The organism is Winogradskyella vincentii (genome assembly GCF_020166345.1).
GTDB lineage: Bacteria > Bacteroidota > Bacteroidia > Flavobacteriales > Flavobacteriaceae > Winogradskyella > Winogradskyella vincentii.
Map to the genome: position 1 here is coordinate 291,429 of NZ_JAIUJS010000001.1, position 15,939 is coordinate 307,367.

The following is a 15,939-nucleotide window of genomic DNA, read 5'->3' on the forward strand; positions in this document are numbered from 1 at the left end:
GTTTAATTCAATAAAAAAATTATGCTTTCGGTAGGTAAACAAAAAATTCTGTTCCTTTATCCACTTTACTTATGACTTCAACTCTTCCTCCCATGGATTCAATATGGTTTTTGGTAATAAAAAGACCTACGCCAATGGAATCTTTTTTGCGATGAAAAGTTTTGTACATCTGAAATATCTTGTCTCCATATTTTTTCATGTCAATACCAAGACCATTATCTTTTATTTTCAATACAACAAAATCCTCTACTATTTTAGAGCTCAATTCTATAACTGGTGCTCTTTTATCAGATCTGTATTTAATTGCATTAGTCAAAAAATTCAGAATAATACTCTCCAAATATGCTGGCACAGCTAATACATTTTCATCTTCATCAATCTCATTATAAATAATAGCATTGGCATTCTGTGCCATTGCTATTATACTATACATTGCTTTTTGCACATAATTATAAAGGTTCAATTTCTGCATTTCACTTTCATCAGTCTTCTTTATTTTGGCTACTTCGGTAAGGTGAGAAACTGTTTCTTGCAGACTTTCAACTGCATTTTTAAGTAATTTATAATTTTCATTAGTTTTAATATTCTTAAAATCTTCCTCTAAAAATTCGGTTATAGTAGATAAATTACCAGAATGAGACCTAAGATTATGTGTTACGATTCTGGCAAAAGAAGTTAACCTTTCATTTTGCTCCTTGGCAACCTCAAGCATTGCTCTCAGTTTAGCCTTATTTTTTTCTTGCTTGGTTATATTATTAAATTGCCAAATCATGTGAGGCCTACCCTCTTTGAAATAAACAAGAGAAACATAAATCAATACCCAAATCAAGGAACCATCTTTATGGAAATATCGTTGCTTAACTCTGTATTTATCGATTTCACCTAAAACAAGTTTTTCATATTTCTCTTCATGTACACCTAAATCTTCAATAAAGACAATATTGTCTATGTCCATATTAAATAGTTCAGATCTACTGTAACCCAATAAATGACAAACACTATCATTCACTTTAAGCCAATTACCTGACAGGCTTACCAATGCGATACCGTTATATGTATTATTGAAAATACGTTCTAATAAATCGTTGCTGGCTTCAAAGTTATTTTGAAGTTGATATGCTTTCATCCATTTGATTTTAAAGGATTAATATTGAAAGCGTTGTTCAGTTAATAAGGGGTTGATAATTAACTTGTTAATAATCAATAGAAAAGTTACAAAAAAAATGGCAAATCCCAAAAAAACACTATATTTGCGCCCTGAAAGAAAGACTTTCACAGTACATAACAATCATTTACAATAATATTAGAATGTATTTATCAAAAGAAAAGAAAGAAGAAATCTTCGCAAAATACGGTAAAAGCAAAAGTAATACTGGTTCTGCAGAAGGTCAAATTGCGTTGTTTACGCACAGAATTAATCACTTAACAGAGCATTTAAAAAATAATCGTAAGGATTTTAACACTGAACGTTCTCTTGTTAAGTTAGTAGGTAAGCGCAGAGCACTACTAGATTATTTAACTAAGAAAGATATCTTAAGATATCGTGCGATAGTTAAAGAATTAGGATTAAGAAAATAATTAAATATAAGACCACGCTTTTGCGTGGTTTTTTTATTTTTACACCACTCAATCTAAAGAGAATAAAATTAGAATTGAAGAAGCTACTTTTAGTTTTTCATTGGTCACAAACAACTACACAACAACACAACGACCATTGTTTAACGAGTATACTATTGGAAAAATCAATATTATACCCAATTTTTAAGAATTAAATTTTATGATTCCAAAGACTTACAAAGAGGTCATTGACCTAGGTGATGGTAGAGAAATTTCTATCGAAACCGGAAAACTAGCAAAACAGGCGCATGGTAGCGTTGTTGTTCAATCAGGAAAATGTATGTTATTATGTACGGTAGTTTCCAATTACAAACAAGCAGATGTTGACTTTTTACCTTTAACGGTAGACTACAGGGAAAAATTTGCTGCTGCCGGTCGTTATCCAGGCGGCTTCTTTAAAAGAGAAGCAAGACCAAGTGATGGGGAAGTATTAACGATGCGTTTAGTAGACCGTGTATTACGTCCATTATTCCCAAAAGATTATCATTCTGAAACTCAAGTGATGATTCAGTTAATGTCTCATGATGATGATGTAATGCCAGATGCTATGGCAGGTTTAGCTGCATCTGCAGCTATTCAATTATCAGATTTTCCATTTGAATGTCCTATATCTGAAGCAAGAGTTGGGCGCGTTAATGGTGAATTTGTAATTAACCCAACACGTTCTCAATTAGAAGAGTCTGACATTGACATGATGATTGGTGCTTCTGCTGATTCAGTTATGATGGTAGAAGGTGAAATGGATGAGATTTCTGAAGAGGAAATGACTGAAGCAATTAAGTTTGCTCATGAAGCTATTAAAGTACAATGTGCTGCACAAGTTGCATTAGCTGAAGCTGTTGGTAAAAAAGAAGTACGTGAGTACGATCCTGAACGAACAGATGAAGAATTAGCAAAGAAAATACATGACATGGCTTATGATAAGGTCTATGCTGTGGCAAAAGCAGGATCTGCTAAGCATGAACGAAGTGCTGCATTTTCTGAAATAAAAGAAGAAATTAAAGCCTCATTTTCTGAAGAAGAATTAGAAGATTTAGGTGGTTTAGTATCTAAATATTACAGTAAAGCAGAAAAAGCCGCTGTAAGAGATTTAACCTTAAACGAAGGCTTACGTTTAGATGGGCGTAAAACAGATGAGATAAGACCAATTTGGTGTGAGGTAGACTATTTACCATCAACACATGGTTCTGCAATTTTTACTCGTGGAGAAACTCAAGCTTTAGCAACAGTTACTTTAGGAACATCTAGAGAAGCTAACCAAATAGACATGCCATCTTACGAAGGTGAAGAGCGTTTCTATTTACACTATAATTTCCCACCATTTTCAACAGGTGAAGCAAGGCCTATTCGTGGGACTTCTCGTAGAGAAGTTGGTCATGGTAATTTAGCACAACGTGCCTTAAAAGGAATGGTACCAGATGATTGCCCATACACAGTACGTGTTGTATCTGAAGTATTAGAATCTAACGGTTCATCATCAATGGCAACAGTTTGTTCAGGTACAATGGCATTAATGGATGCTGGTGTTCAACTTAAAAAACCTGTTTCTGGTATTGCAATGGGATTAATTTCTGATGCAGATTCTGGAAAATATGCTGTATTATCAGATATCCTAGGTGATGAAGATCATCTTGGTGATATGGACTTTAAAGTAACAGGTACAGAAGATGGTATCACAGCATGTCAAATGGACATTAAAGTAAAAGGGCTTTCTTATGAAATCTTGGTAAACGCTTTAAACCAAGCACGTGATGGTCGTTTACACATATTAAGTAAACTTACAGATACTATTGCAGCCCCTAATGAAGATGTTAAGGATCATGCACCAACAATGGTAACTAGACGTATTCCTAACGAATTTATAGGTGCATTGATTGGTCCAGGCGGTAAAGTAATTCAAGAATTACAAAAAGAAACCGATACGACTATCGTTATAAACGAAGATCCAGTTACCGAAGAAGGTATTGTTGAAGTTTTAGGTGTTGGTAGTGCTGGTATTGATGCTGTAATGGCTAAGATTGATTCTTTACTATTTAAACCAGAAGTCGGCAGTGTATATGAAGTAAAAGTGATTAAAATGTTAGACTTCGGTGCCGTAGTAGAATACACTGAAGCACCTGGAAACGAAGTCCTTTTACACGTTAGTGAACTTGCTTGGGAACGAACGGAAAACGTTACTGATGTGGTAAATATGGGAGATGTATTTGATGTAAAGTATTTTGGTATAGATCCTAAAACACGTAAGGAAAAAGTATCTCGAAAGGCTATTTTACCAAAACCAGAAGGTTGGAAACCTAGACCACCAAGAGATAATAATCGTGGTAGAGACAACCGAGGTAGAGATAATCGAGGACGTGATAATAGAAATAGAGATAATCGCAGAGACGATAGAAAACCAAGAGAGGATAAAAAAGAAGATTAATTCTTTTAAAACCAATAAAAAAACCACTTCAAAATTGAAGTGGTTTTTTTATTCTGATGTTTTGAAATTATAAAGCATCTGCAGTAATGTCTAGCATAATGGTCATGGCTATAGTAAAATTCATTTCCTCTTCACAAGTAGAATTTCCTGCAATTCCTATAAATACATTATTTCCATTTTTAAGTTTAGATGCAATAGAATTTAATAAGGAAACATCTGTAACTTCAAACACTGTACCAGCATCTACCTCATCCTTAACAACCATATCATGGTTTAATAACGTAACACCATCAGCTTCAAAGGTACCTACAATAGTACCTTCAGCATCACCTGTGAAATTTATTAATTGGTAAGTAAAACTAGTAATCCTTACGCTCTCTAGTAGATCCATATAATCTTCAGTATCATCATTAATCATATTTACGACCATAGTTTCATTAAGAGCTAAGTTATCTCCTACAGGTACGGAAACGTTTAAATTCTCATTTAATGTCGTGTCAAAATCAACCTCTGTAAGTTCATCCAACTCATCACAAGAGGTGAAACTTATCATGAGTAAAAGTGCCATTGTAATTCTGATAAAAGTTTTCATGATTTAATTATTTAAAGTGTTATTAATAGCAGCCATAAATGTAAGAAGCACAATAAAAGTGCGCACTGATATTTATCAGGTATCAATAAAAAATCAGTCGTAAAATCATATAGAGTAAACCTAAAAAGAAAAAGTTTAACAAGGTCTTCTCAATAAAACTTGATATTTTTCTTATAAATCCTTATATTCTTTGACTATGATAACACAAGACAAAGATAAATACGAAGAAGAGTTAAGTCATTCCATTTCTTATTTAGAGAATTTAGGGTATTCTAATATCAAGGCTGATATTGCAGGTTTCGAAACACCAAAATCTTATTTAAAAAAGGGAAGTAATATAGCCATAACACCAGATATTGTTGCAGAGAAAGAAGGCCGAAAGCACATTTTTGATTTAAGTTTAAAATCTCAAAAACCTAGATTACTGAAATCCAAGTGGTTGTTTCTCAAAACCTTAAGCACTATTAAATCATACAGATTTAGGTTAATTACTACGAGGGGACACTATAAATTCACCAATGAAACCATTGAGGATATCAATCTTGACTCCATAAAGCTATTAAAGATTTAAAAGTTTTTTATATTATTTTGTAACATTTCATCATATTGTTACGTATAACAAGAAGCAACCTAAGGTTGTTAGAATTTGCACAAATCTTTTAAATAAATGAGACAACTTAAAATCACCAAGCAGGTTACTAACAGAGAAACTGCTTCATTAGATAAATATTTACAAGAAATTGGTAAGGTAGATCTTATCACTGCAGATGAAGAAGTTGAATTGGCACAACGTATCAAAGCAGGTGATCAAATCGCACTAGAAAAACTGACAAAGGCCAATTTACGTTTTGTTGTTTCGGTAGCAAAACAGTATCAAAATCAAGGATTAACATTACCAGATTTAATTAATGAAGGTAACTTAGGGTTGATCAAAGCGGCTCAACGTTTTGATGAAACCCGTGGATTTAAGTTTATCTCGTATGCTGTTTGGTGGATTAGACAATCTATCTTACAAGCATTGGCTGAACAATCACGTATTGTAAGACTGCCATTAAATAAGATTGGTTCTATTAATAAAATAAATAAAACGTTTGCCTTCTTAGAGCAAAGTCATGAACGCCCTCCTTCTGCTGAAGAAATTGCAAAGGAATTAGATATGACTATTAATGATGTTAAGGAATCTATGAAGAATTCTGGTCGTCATGTATCTATGGATGCTCCATTGGTTGAAGGTGAAGATTCAAACTTATACGATGTATTACGTAGTGGTGAATCACCAAATCCTGATAAGGAATTATTACATGAGTCTCTTAGAACTGAAATTGAACGTGCATTAGAAACGCTTACACCACGTGAAGCAGATGTAATTCGTCTTTATTTTGGTTTAGGCAACCAACACCCAATGACTCTTGAAGAGATTGGTGAAACATTCGACTTAACACGTGAACGCGTAAGACAAATAAAAGAAAAAGCGATTAGAAGGTTAAAACATACTTCTAGAAGTAAGATATTAAAGACATATTTAGGTTAGTATTTTGTATATTTAACGACCAACCTAATAAAGGTAACAACAGTTACAAAACATAACTGTTCGTTTTTTGATTGATGAAAGAACCCACGGCTGATTACCGTGGGTTCACTTTTTACATATTCTCATTGCTATATAAAGAGAAGAGATTTCTTTTTTAATTACCTTTGCGTCAAACTTAATTTCAACTTAATAAATGGCTTCAAAAATTATTGCTCCTTCAATACTTGCTGCTGATTTTGGCAACCTTCAACGCGATACAGAAATGGTTAACAATAGTGAGGCTGACTGGTTTCACATTGATGTAATGGACGGTCATTTTGTACCAAATATATCTTATGGGATGCCAGTTATACAAGCCATTAAGAAACATGCCACAAAACCTTTAGATGTGCACTTAATGATTGAAAAACCTGAACGCTATATTGAAGAATTTGCTAAAGTTGGAGCTGATATCATTACTGTACATTACGAATCTACAGTACATCTTCATAGAACATTAAGACAAATCAAAGATACAGGCTGTAAGGCTGGTATTGTATTAAATATCACCACACCTATTTCGGTTTTAGAGGATATCTTACCTGAGTGTTACATGATACTATTAATGTCTATAAATCCAGGGTTTGGAGGTCAAAAATTTGAAAATGTAACGTATCAAAGAGTTAAAAAGCTAAGGAGAATGATCAATGAACAAGGGCTAGATACACGGATTGAAATAGATGGTGGTGTTACCGATAAGAATATTGAAAAACTAGTTGAGGCAGGTGCTGATACTTTTGTTGCTGGAAGCCATGTTTTTAAGAGTCCTAATCCCACTGAAACAATTAAAAGATTAAAAGCATTATCAAATGCATAAAAAAAGCGCCAATGGCGCTTTTTTACTTTATAATTGTTTCAAGAGATAGTTAATTAAATCTGTAGTGGTTGCAATACCAACAAGTCTGCCGTCATCAACTACAGGTAAAGCATGGAATTCATTTTCTGCTAAAATTTTTGCAACTTCTTTTATGGTTGCTGTTGATGGTACGGTAACGACATTTTTAGCCATCACTTGGTCAATAGTAAACATATTGTAAACTAAAGTATCTACTTCTTCTTCAGTTTCATATACAGCATCAGCAAAGCTGATTCTTAAAAGGTCAGTATAGCTGAGCATACCAATTATTACTTCTTCAGCAACAACAGGAATATGTCTTATTTTATTGCGCTTAAAAAGCATCTCAGCTGTTTCAAGATCATCATCTCTATTAAGAGCGATGATATTTTTGGTCATTATTTCGGAAATTAACGGAACATATCTCATGACTATCGGTTTTATAATTCACTATTAAAAGTACCCTATAAAACAAAAAAATAGTATGATAAATATCATGTATTAAGCCAATTAGATAACAGTATAAAATTATGATTTGGTGCCGTAACCATAGTTATAGCCATAATTATAGCCATAACCGTAGGATTTACTAGCTCCTACACTATTTAAAACGTATGCCATATTTTTAATTCTACCAGATTCATGTAACTCCTTAGAATAGTTAAGCAAGTTCTTTTCGGTATAATTTGCTCTGGCAATATAAATAGTAGCATCAGCTAATTGTGAGATTAACATTGTATCCGTAACTAGAATAGTTGGTGCAGTATCTACGATAATAAAATCATAATCTTTCTTAGCCTCCTCAATTAAGTCCTTAAATCTGCCATTGGTTAATAGATGTGCAGGATTTGGCGGTATACTACCAGATAGAATTATGTGGTGGTTTGGATGTTTATCAAATCCATTTATAATTGCATCTTTCCAATTAAATTCAATTTCATGCAGATAATTAGATAATCCTGGTTTGTGCTTATCTTCACTAATGTAAGAATGAATTTGCGGGTTTCTTAAATCCGCACCAATCAACAATACCTTTTTATTAATACTTGACAAGGCTAAGGACAAGTTTAAACTTACTAGTGTTTTACCCTCGCCTTTTATCGTAGACGTACAATATATTACATTACTTTTCTTGTTGTCTTTTACTGGAAGAATATAGTCAACATTTGAACTTAAGATCCTAAAAGACTCTGCAAGCGCACTACGATCATTAGGATCTGTAAAAATTATATTCTCCTTCTTTTTTAAATCTGGTATTTCAGCTATTACCGGAATATCTGTGGTAATATTTGTAATATCATCCTTACCATGTAATTTAGTGTCTAGCATAAACATTAAATACAAGAAACCAAAAGGTATGAGCAAACCTGCCAACAATGCTCCTGCATATATAATACTCGATTTAGGGGAAATTGGTTTAACACTCGACAATGCGTTTTCAACCACTTTAATTGATGGCTCTGTAATTGCCAAATTAATAGCGGCCTCTTCCCTCTTCTGCAATAAAAGCAAGTATAGACTTTCTTTAATTTTTTGCTGGCGCTCTATTGCTCTAAGCAATTTTTCCTTCTCTGGTATTTGAGAAACTTGACCTATAAAGCGTCTATTACGTGATTTTATTTGACCCTGAGACATTTTTAGTTGGGTAATGTATGATGTCAATGACCGCTTAATATTTGTTTCTAGGTCATTGATTGTACTCACCACCAATTTTACCGATGGATTGTTAGCACCAGCACTACTGGTAAGTTTGTCACGTTCTAAAACAGCTGTATTGTATTCATTAATTAAATTATTAATACCCTGATTATCTAAACCAAAATTTGCAGGTAAAAGACTCGACCCATTAGTTGAAACAAGTGCGTCATTGAGCAATTCTGCTAAGGCTAGTTGATTTTCAATCCTAAAGACCTCCTCATCTGATTTGGTTCTTTGTTCTAAACCAAGTTCAGCATCTGTCCCTAAATCAACGAGATTATTTTTCTGTTTAAATTCTTGACGATCAACCTCAATATCGTCCAATTCACTTGCCAAAAATTCAAACCGGTTATCTATGAAATCAATGGTCCTCTGCGAAACCAATTGTCTATCTGTAATTCCATCTTTATTAAATACATCTAGTAGTGTATTAATAATATTCTCAGATAACTCAAAACTCTCACCCCTTAATGTCAATTGTAAAAGATCACTCTGTTCCCCAATGGCTTCAACCTCTATTTGTGATTTGAGAGAAAGTGCTGCCATTTTAACCGTATTAAAATTGATCAAAAATGTTTTACCTATGACATCCTCACTTGAAGCTTCAGTATTATATCTAATATTAAATGGTAAATCATGTTCTGATGAAAAGGTGTTATGATTTGAAAACTCATAAACTTTTTCATTAGTATTATTGACAATTCTAAACTTTGAATTTTCAATATTCACTTCATATGTAGAACTTTTAATAATACTATCCTGATGCACCAATTGTTCATATTCAAAGGGCAAATTTGCTACTGGGGAAGTCTGAATTGTACCTACTTCAAAAAATTTGGTGTTTAGATTTAATTCTCTAACCACACGCTCAATAATAATATAGGATGTTAAAATCTCAATCTCATTTTCTAGATTGATATTTGATCGCTTAAAAATAAATGCTGAAGTTGGTAACTCTAATCCGTCAGACTCATCTAAAATTTTAACTTTGGCATTCGTTTGATAAATTTTCGGTGCATATCTTAAATATACATATGCACTAAAAACCATAATTATAGTCGCTAGAATAAACCAAGGCCAAAAATTAAGGTAACGGTTTACCTCCTTTTTCAGGTCTATACTTTCCTCCTCTTGAAAAGCCATCATGCTTTTAATTGAATTATCCATAATTTAACGTGAAACCAAAATAGCAACGCTTAATAGCAGAGAAGCTATAGTTAAAACATTATTTATATCGCCTATAAAACCAGCATTTTTAACTCTTGGATTATTAGGGTTTACAACAATCACATCGTTAGGTTTAATGAAGTAAAAATCACCGTTCATAAATGATGCTGAAGTCAAATCTATATGAGTAATTTTTCTAACACCATCCACTTCGCGAGTAAGTAAAATATCTTCTCGCTTACCATTTATTGTTAAATCACCTGCATAACCCAATGCTTGTAACAAGGTAATATTCTGTTCTGTAAAATTATAGGTGCCAGGTTTATTAACTTCTCCAAGAATAGTAACCTTTGCATTTATTAGTCTAACATTCACGTTAGGTTTTGCTAAATGACCACCTGATTTCAGTATTTGACTAATATGATTCTGAAGTTCCTCAGTGGTACGATTTGCCGTGGATAATTCGCCTAAAACTGGGAAATTGATTGTATTATTAGTAGAAACCAAATAGCCTTCTAACTGCAATATTTGAATATTCTGAGCAACAGGGCCTTGAGTAATATTCTTATTATAAGGAATGGCAGCTTCCGGCACTGAACTTTCTACCGTTATCTTTAATATATCATTAGGTTGAATTTTTGCCGACTGATAATTTATTTTACCAATCCCTTCAACAGTAGCATCTTGCAGATATAGTACTTGTTTTTTTGAAGCACAAGAAGCAAAAACACACAACATTAAAAGACCAATTAATCTAAGTTTCATCTATTATTCATTGGATATTAGACAAATATAACCGCATTTAATTCACAAACAAAGTGATGTTTTATATAAACATTACTTTTTCATCAGTTTGCTGATTCCAAAGGGCACTAGATATAATGCCGAACCATAGGCAAGCAATAAAAATATCTGAATATTTAACACTAGATGTGTTAAATTAAAAGCTATCAAAATAATAACAAAGTTTGTTGAGACAATCGAAATAGTAGTCTTTACATGATTGTATCCAATTCCAATAAATCTATGATGTATGTGATTTTGATCTGCTTTGAAAGGACTAGATTTATGAATAAAAATTCTAATAAAAAACACTCTCAAAGTATCAGCAAGTGGATAAAATAACAAGGCGAATGCTAAAGCAGGTGCATCACTATAATACATAGATTGATCATCTGACTGGGCCATATTAATAAAACTAATGGTAAAAAATGCCAGCAAGAATCCAACAATGAGAGATCCTGTATCTCCCATAAATATCTTGTTGGTATTTGAAAAATTAAGCCTTAAAAAAGCTATTAACGCTCCACATAAGGCAATTGCAATAGTAGCTAAACTTAAATCATTGGCGCTCACAAAAAAATAAACAAATATACCACTCACTACTAGTGCAAATAAGCCAGCTAACCCATCCACTCCATCAATTAAATTATAAGCATTAATAATTAATATATAAACAAAAAGAGTGAAACCAATTGAGACCCAATATGGTAATACATCAATATCTAAAATCGTTGAAAAACTAATAATTCTAGTATCTGTAAATATTATTAATAATGCAGAGGCCAATATTTGCCCTGCAAATTTCTTCGTTGCAGATAAAACGGTTAAATCATCCTTAAGCCCTAAGAAAAATAAAATAGTTAGCCCTCCCATTACCAATAAAAGAACTTTGGTGTTTAAAAATGCACCAACTAAAGTCATTACAACGATAAGACTTAAAAATATACCAATTCCTCCAAGTGTAGGTGTTTTGTTTGCATGTAAACTCCTTCCATCTGGTTCATCCATTAAATGCCGTTCTTTTGCCACATATAATATTGTAGGAAACGACTGAAATGCAATATAAAAAGCCAGCAAAAACGCTATTATCAGCCAGATAAATGGAATACTTTCGGGATTAAAATCTTCAAATAAAGTTTTAAACATGATTGGGGTTAGTTCTAAAAAATAGATTCTGAAATATACAAAATTATTAGGGGTAGAGACGTTTATAAATCCTCTGATTTTTGTAATTCCAAAAACACATCTACTATACGCTTTGAGGCTTTACCATCCCACTTTGGTATTTGTTGCCCTCGCTTCCATTGACCTTTAAAAAGTCTAGCTAAATGAGGTTTAATTTTGATTGGATCCATACCTACTAAAACATTTGTGCCTAACGTTATTGTTTCTGGACGTTCTGTATTATCCCTTAATGTCATACAAGGGATGTCCTGAATTGATGCTTCTTCAGTTATACCTCCAGAATCTGTTAAGACCGCTTTGGCATTCTCAACTAAATAATTGAATTCTAAATAACTCAATGGGTCTATACAATAAAGTTTTGGGTATGAAATTTCCAAACGTTCTAGGACTTTTTTAGTTCTAGGGTGCACTGGAAATATAATAGGTATATTATTGCTATGAGCCAAAATAGAATCAATCGTGAATTTTAATCTATTCTCCTCGTCAACATTTGCTGGCCGATGCAATGTCAATACCATATAATTATCAGCTATTAAATTCAGTTTATTCCAAATAGGCGGGGCAAAAAAATGAGGTCTGTGCTTTAACAATGAATCAATCATGGTGTTACCAACAAAAAATATATAATCTTTAGAAATACCATTATTAATTAGGTTTTTATTTGCAGTTTCAGATGTTGTAAAAAAATAATTCGTAATGCTATCCGTAATTAACCTATTAATTTCCTCTGGCATTGACCAATCATCAGATCTTATACCTGCCTCGATGTGAGCAACTTTAGTGTGTAATTTCTGTGCAACTATAGCACAGGCCATAGTAGAAGTCACATCTCCAACAACCAAGACTAGATTAGCAGGATTAGATAGTAGTTCTTTTTCAAATTCCACCATAATCGAGGCCGTTTGTGTAGCATGACTACCACCATAACAATTTAAATTTACATGTGGCTGAGGTATTTTAAGCTGATTAAAAAAACTACCTGACATGTTTTTATCATAATGCTGTCCAGTATGTACCAAGCGATAATTAATAGTAGCTCCTTCGGATTTTACTTGTTCTAACTCATGAATGATCGGTGCAATTTTAACAAAATTTGGTCTAGCACCAGCAATAATAGTTATTTTATAACTCATAAAGCATTATTAATATCGATCTAAAGTTAGATTAATAAAGAAACGTATCAAATGTATTTGACGTTTTATTCTAGCCGGTTGATTTAGAAGGCGATAAGCCCATTCTAAATTATTGGAAATCCACCATTTTGGTGCACGTTTAACATGCCCCACATAGACGTCAAAACTTCCGCCAAGCCCCTGATATAAGGCTTGGTGCTCTTTTTGCATACGTTCCATCAGCAGTTCCTGTTTTGGTGACCCCATCGCTACAAAAACAACATCTGGGCGTTTATGTTTAATGTCTTGAATAAGCGCATGTTCTTCACTTTCCGTTTTTAAATACCCATTTTTAAAATTACAAATGGTAATTCCCGGATAATCTGTTTTTAGTTTATTAACAGTTGTAAGAATTACGGATTCTTTAGAACCTACCAAATAAAAAGATTTGGTTTTATAGTTTGCCGAAATCAAATCCAACCACAATTCGCAACCTGGTATTTTCACAGCAGTTTTATGTCCTTTTTTGCGCAAAGCCCATACCGCACCAAAACCATCAGGATAGCCTAAATTTCTATTAATGACGGCTCTACTTTCCTCTGTAGCATGTAAAATCTTTTCAGCATTTACCGCAACTAGAATCTTATGATGCTCAAAAGCATATTCTATAAGCTCCTCCCTCGTCTCAGGCGCATAGGTCATTATATTATTTAAACGTTCAGATCGCATCCTTTTTTGATTCTATATAATAATGTGCCATGGCATTAAACATAAATGCATTGCTCCAGCGCATGTATGAAATTTTGGAACTAATTCCCTTTTTTATCTGATAGTAGAAATATCCTTTTTTGTCTTGCATATTCTCGATAGTCCAAAGTAAAGTATTTTCTAACAAATCTTTATGTTTTTTAAAGCGATTCAATTTTGATGCCGTTACTATAAATTGTGCTGGACTATGAATGTCTATCGGATAGATTTTGTTATGATAATATTTCGGTCTACCATCTGCTTCAAAAAAGTTTGCTATATAATAGTTCCAACCTTTATCAATATACTTTTGACAGGTTTTATCACCAGTTAGGTGTTTATAGGTTTCTAAGGCGTCCAAATTAAATCCAGTATGAAAACTATCAATCCAAGATTGCATGGGTAACAACCCATAGATCCAGGAACCATCTTTGGCTTGAAGCTCACAAGCAGTTTTTACGGCTGTTGTTGCTAATTTTTTATAAGTAGCATTCTTTGTATAACTATACGCAATGCTTAAAATCTTTGCACCCAAAAGTGATGCATTAATGACAGTATTGTTGCCATCTATGACACTGTAAGAAAATAAAAATCCGTCTTTATATTGTGTACGCGATAAATCTTTGATCACAAAATCAGCAGAAGAAACTATAAGTTCCAAAACATTACTATCTTTTGTAATTTCATAACTCTCCGACAAAGCTTCAACACAAAATCCTGTAGCCACAACGGTTGGTGTATTTTTTTTAAACAAAAATAAACGCCGAGCTTGCCAATCGAAATTGTAGCCCCAACAGGCTCCTGAATAACCTTCAACCTTTATATCCAACAACACTTGAGTTAATTGTTTTATTTTTACCAATAGGTCTTGTTGATTACCAAAATCTTGATGCCCTCGTTTCGTGGCCTGAAATAATCTGCAATAACCTAACAAAAAAAGGGCAACGCCTTTGGCGTTATACTCCTTGGGCACCAATAACAGTGGTCTAAAATTTATAGGACTCCTTTTAAAGCCCTGTATCCAAGCCAATCGCGCCAAATCCCAATGCTTTAAGGGCATGACCTGAAATACCTTGGAATTCATACCATCATAGGGATCCCAACCTTTAAAAGCTTCTTTTTCACAATAGGATTTTAGGCTAGATAAACTTCTCTCTATCATTAATAAATTTGATATCTTCAATGATTATTTATTATAAGGTTCAATCCTTTAACTTCTTTCCTCCCCAAACTAAATTCATACCTACCTTTTCTATAAACCTATTACCCAGTAATTTTTTGTCAATGAATTTCCCTAACCAAACAAATGGTCTATTTACTTTTTTACTAGTTAATTTCAATATTCCTCTTCGAAATAAATGCTCAAATAAAGAAACTCTCTTAAAAATTATTGAATTAAATCCATATTTTGAAAGTAATAGATTAACCTCTGTCTCTTTGTATCCACCTTTTATAGTTGCAATCTTATCTTCTGGTGAAATTCCTGTTTTCCAATGCGAATAAATTTGAATAGGCCTTAAAATTGTCCGTTTTAAAAATTGCCACCAACCTGAATAGGCGTCATCTAAAAAAAGACAAGCTCCGTCTGCTTTTAAACATCTTGATACTTCCGTAACAAATTGAGGTAAGTCATTTAGATGATGAACAAAAGCACATCCATAAATAATATCAAAAGTCTCATCTTTATAAGGAAGATTAAATGCGTCAATAGCTTGAAATTCAATATTATACTTGTAGGTTTCATAGAATTTCGATTTTGCAAACAATTCCTTAATACACTTAACAGCTTCAATTGATATATCAGTATAGACTACTTTTCCCCCTTTAATTATGAATAATAATTCTTTTAAAGAAACACCATTACCTAATAAAAGTATCTTTTTATCTTTAAATTCACCCATAGATTCATACAACATTGAATAAGCAGAGTTTTTATGCCATAGTTTTTTTAAATATTCCTCTGATATGGCAGGAAAGTGGTTTCTTGAATACTTAATATAGTATTCATCATAGTGAATCTTATCTTCACTAACATCCCCTAAAACGATAAAATCTAAGCACCCATCGTCTAATTGAAGAACTTCTCTAGTATCTTCAAAGAATAGAGTTCCATCATTATTAGTTGAAGCAACTGTTTTATGAATTGGATGCAAGTAGCTCAATTTCATAGATGAAAGTTTTTAATATTCATTTATATCTTTTCAATTTTTT

The 15,939-nt window shown here is 32.9% G+C and carries 15 protein-coding genes; 5 read left to right on the forward strand and 10 right to left on the reverse strand.

Going from position 1 to position 15,939, the window contains the following annotated elements; translation table 11 throughout:
* Window positions 1–19: 19 nt before the first annotated feature.
* Window positions 20–1,126 carry a sensor histidine kinase gene (locus LBV24_RS01420; RefSeq protein WP_224476824.1) on the reverse strand — a complete coding sequence of 369 codons (1,107 nt, stop codon included), beginning with the start codon at window positions 1,124–1,126 and terminating at the stop codon, window positions 20–22.
* A gap of 182 nt (window positions 1,127–1,308) precedes the next feature.
* Here LBV24_RS01420 and rpsO point away from each other — a divergent pair, with 182 nt between their 5' ends.
* A complete protein-coding gene (gene rpsO, locus LBV24_RS01425) occupies window positions 1,309–1,578 on the forward strand; it encodes a 30S ribosomal protein S15 (protein ID WP_224476825.1) in 270 nt (89 codons plus the stop codon).
* A 199-nt stretch (window positions 1,579–1,777) separates the two neighbouring features.
* Complete coding sequence (locus LBV24_RS01430) at window positions 1,778–4,039, forward strand: polyribonucleotide nucleotidyltransferase (RefSeq protein ID WP_224476826.1); 2,262 nt, start codon at window positions 1,778–1,780, stop codon at window positions 4,037–4,039.
* 67 nt (window positions 4,040–4,106) lie between these two features.
* Here the strand turns inward: LBV24_RS01430 and LBV24_RS01435 are convergent, their stop codons facing one another.
* Complete coding sequence (locus LBV24_RS01435) at window positions 4,107–4,631, reverse strand: hypothetical protein (protein ID WP_224476827.1); 525 nt, start codon at window positions 4,629–4,631, stop codon at window positions 4,107–4,109.
* 196 nt (window positions 4,632–4,827) lie between these two features.
* Between LBV24_RS01435 and LBV24_RS01440 the strand changes: the two genes are divergently transcribed.
* From LBV24_RS01440 to rpe, 3 genes are all read left to right on the forward strand, one after another.
* Window positions 4,828–5,202: a hypothetical protein gene (locus LBV24_RS01440; RefSeq protein ID WP_224476828.1), complete on the forward strand. Its 375-nt coding sequence runs from the start codon at window positions 4,828–4,830 to the stop codon at window positions 5,200–5,202.
* 96 nt (window positions 5,203–5,298) lie between these two features.
* Complete coding sequence (locus LBV24_RS01445) at window positions 5,299–6,162, forward strand: sigma-70 family RNA polymerase sigma factor (protein ID WP_114300575.1); 864 nt, start codon at window positions 5,299–5,301, stop codon at window positions 6,160–6,162.
* 193 nt (window positions 6,163–6,355) lie between these two features.
* The gene (rpe, locus tag LBV24_RS01450) at window positions 6,356–7,018 is read left to right on the forward strand and encodes a ribulose-phosphate 3-epimerase (protein WP_224476829.1); all 663 of its coding nucleotides are present in this window, start codon (window positions 6,356–6,358) and stop codon (window positions 7,016–7,018) included.
* 27 nt (window positions 7,019–7,045) lie between these two features.
* Here the strand turns inward: rpe and LBV24_RS01455 are convergent, their stop codons facing one another.
* The 8 genes from LBV24_RS01455 to LBV24_RS01490 form a co-directional block, all read right to left on the reverse strand.
* Entirely contained in the window at window positions 7,046–7,465 is a 420-nt protein-coding gene (locus LBV24_RS01455; protein ID WP_224476830.1) for a CBS domain-containing protein, read from the reverse strand.
* Between the two features lie 99 nt (window positions 7,466–7,564).
* Entirely contained in the window at window positions 7,565–9,901 is a 2,337-nt protein-coding gene (locus LBV24_RS01460) for a GumC family protein (RefSeq protein ID WP_224476831.1), read from the reverse strand.
* 3 nt (window positions 9,902–9,904) lie between these two features.
* On the reverse strand, window positions 9,905–10,666 hold the full coding sequence (locus LBV24_RS01465) for a polysaccharide biosynthesis/export family protein (protein WP_224476832.1): 762 nt from the start codon (window positions 10,664–10,666) through the stop codon (window positions 9,905–9,907).
* Between the two features lie 72 nt (window positions 10,667–10,738).
* Window positions 10,739–11,830, reverse strand: coding sequence for an MraY family glycosyltransferase (locus LBV24_RS01470; protein WP_224476833.1), 1,092 nt, complete (start codon window positions 11,828–11,830; stop codon window positions 10,739–10,741).
* A gap of 62 nt (window positions 11,831–11,892) precedes the next feature.
* Complete coding sequence (gene wecB, locus LBV24_RS01475) at window positions 11,893–13,002, reverse strand: non-hydrolyzing UDP-N-acetylglucosamine 2-epimerase (RefSeq protein ID WP_224476834.1); 1,110 nt, start codon at window positions 13,000–13,002, stop codon at window positions 11,893–11,895.
* Between the two features lie 9 nt (window positions 13,003–13,011).
* On the reverse strand, window positions 13,012–13,710 hold the full coding sequence (locus LBV24_RS01480) for a WecB/TagA/CpsF family glycosyltransferase (protein WP_224476835.1): 699 nt from the start codon (window positions 13,708–13,710) through the stop codon (window positions 13,012–13,014).
* Window positions 13,700–14,890 (reverse strand): delta-aminolevulinic acid dehydratase, encoded by a 1,191-nt coding sequence (locus tag LBV24_RS01485; RefSeq protein WP_224476836.1) that lies wholly within the window; start codon window positions 14,888–14,890, stop codon window positions 13,700–13,702. Before LBV24_RS01485 ends, LBV24_RS01480 begins: the two co-directional genes overlap by 11 nt.
* 40 nt (window positions 14,891–14,930) lie before the next feature.
* A complete protein-coding gene (locus LBV24_RS01490; RefSeq protein ID WP_224476837.1) occupies window positions 14,931–15,896 on the reverse strand; it encodes a class I SAM-dependent methyltransferase in 966 nt (321 codons plus the stop codon).
* Window positions 15,897–15,939: the final 43 nt, after the last annotated feature.

Excerpts from the sequence above, each read along its gene's own strand:
- LBV24_RS01420 (WP_224476824.1), bottom strand. The coding sequence starts at position 1,126 with ATGAAAGCATATCAACTTCAAAATAACTTTGAAGCCAGCAACGATTTA.
- rpsO (WP_224476825.1), top strand. The coding sequence starts at position 1,309 with ATGTATTTATCAAAAGAAAAGAAAGAAGAAATCTTCGCAAAATACGGT.
- LBV24_RS01430 (WP_224476826.1), top strand. The coding sequence starts at position 1,778 with ATGATTCCAAAGACTTACAAAGAGGTCATTGACCTAGGTGATGGTAGA.
- LBV24_RS01435 (WP_224476827.1), bottom strand. The coding sequence starts at position 4,631 with ATGAAAACTTTTATCAGAATTACAATGGCACTTTTACTCATGATAAGT.
- LBV24_RS01440 (WP_224476828.1), top strand. The coding sequence starts at position 4,828 with ATGATAACACAAGACAAAGATAAATACGAAGAAGAGTTAAGTCATTCC.
- LBV24_RS01445 (WP_114300575.1), top strand. The coding sequence starts at position 5,299 with ATGAGACAACTTAAAATCACCAAGCAGGTTACTAACAGAGAAACTGCT.
- rpe (WP_224476829.1), top strand. The coding sequence starts at position 6,356 with ATGGCTTCAAAAATTATTGCTCCTTCAATACTTGCTGCTGATTTTGGC.
- LBV24_RS01455 (WP_224476830.1), bottom strand. The coding sequence starts at position 7,465 with ATGAGATATGTTCCGTTAATTTCCGAAATAATGACCAAAAATATCATC.
- LBV24_RS01460 (WP_224476831.1), bottom strand. The coding sequence starts at position 9,901 with ATGGATAATTCAATTAAAAGCATGATGGCTTTTCAAGAGGAGGAAAGT.
- LBV24_RS01465 (WP_224476832.1), bottom strand. The coding sequence starts at position 10,666 with ATGAAACTTAGATTAATTGGTCTTTTAATGTTGTGTGTTTTTGCTTCT.
- LBV24_RS01470 (WP_224476833.1), bottom strand. The coding sequence starts at position 11,830 with ATGTTTAAAACTTTATTTGAAGATTTTAATCCCGAAAGTATTCCATTT.
- wecB (WP_224476834.1), bottom strand. The coding sequence starts at position 13,002 with ATGAGTTATAAAATAACTATTATTGCTGGTGCTAGACCAAATTTTGTT.
- LBV24_RS01480 (WP_224476835.1), bottom strand. The coding sequence starts at position 13,710 with ATGCGATCTGAACGTTTAAATAATATAATGACCTATGCGCCTGAGACG.
- LBV24_RS01485 (WP_224476836.1), bottom strand. The coding sequence starts at position 14,890 with ATGATAGAGAGAAGTTTATCTAGCCTAAAATCCTATTGTGAAAAAGAA.
- LBV24_RS01490 (WP_224476837.1), bottom strand. The coding sequence starts at position 15,896 with ATGAAATTGAGCTACTTGCATCCAATTCATAAAACAGTTGCTTCAACT.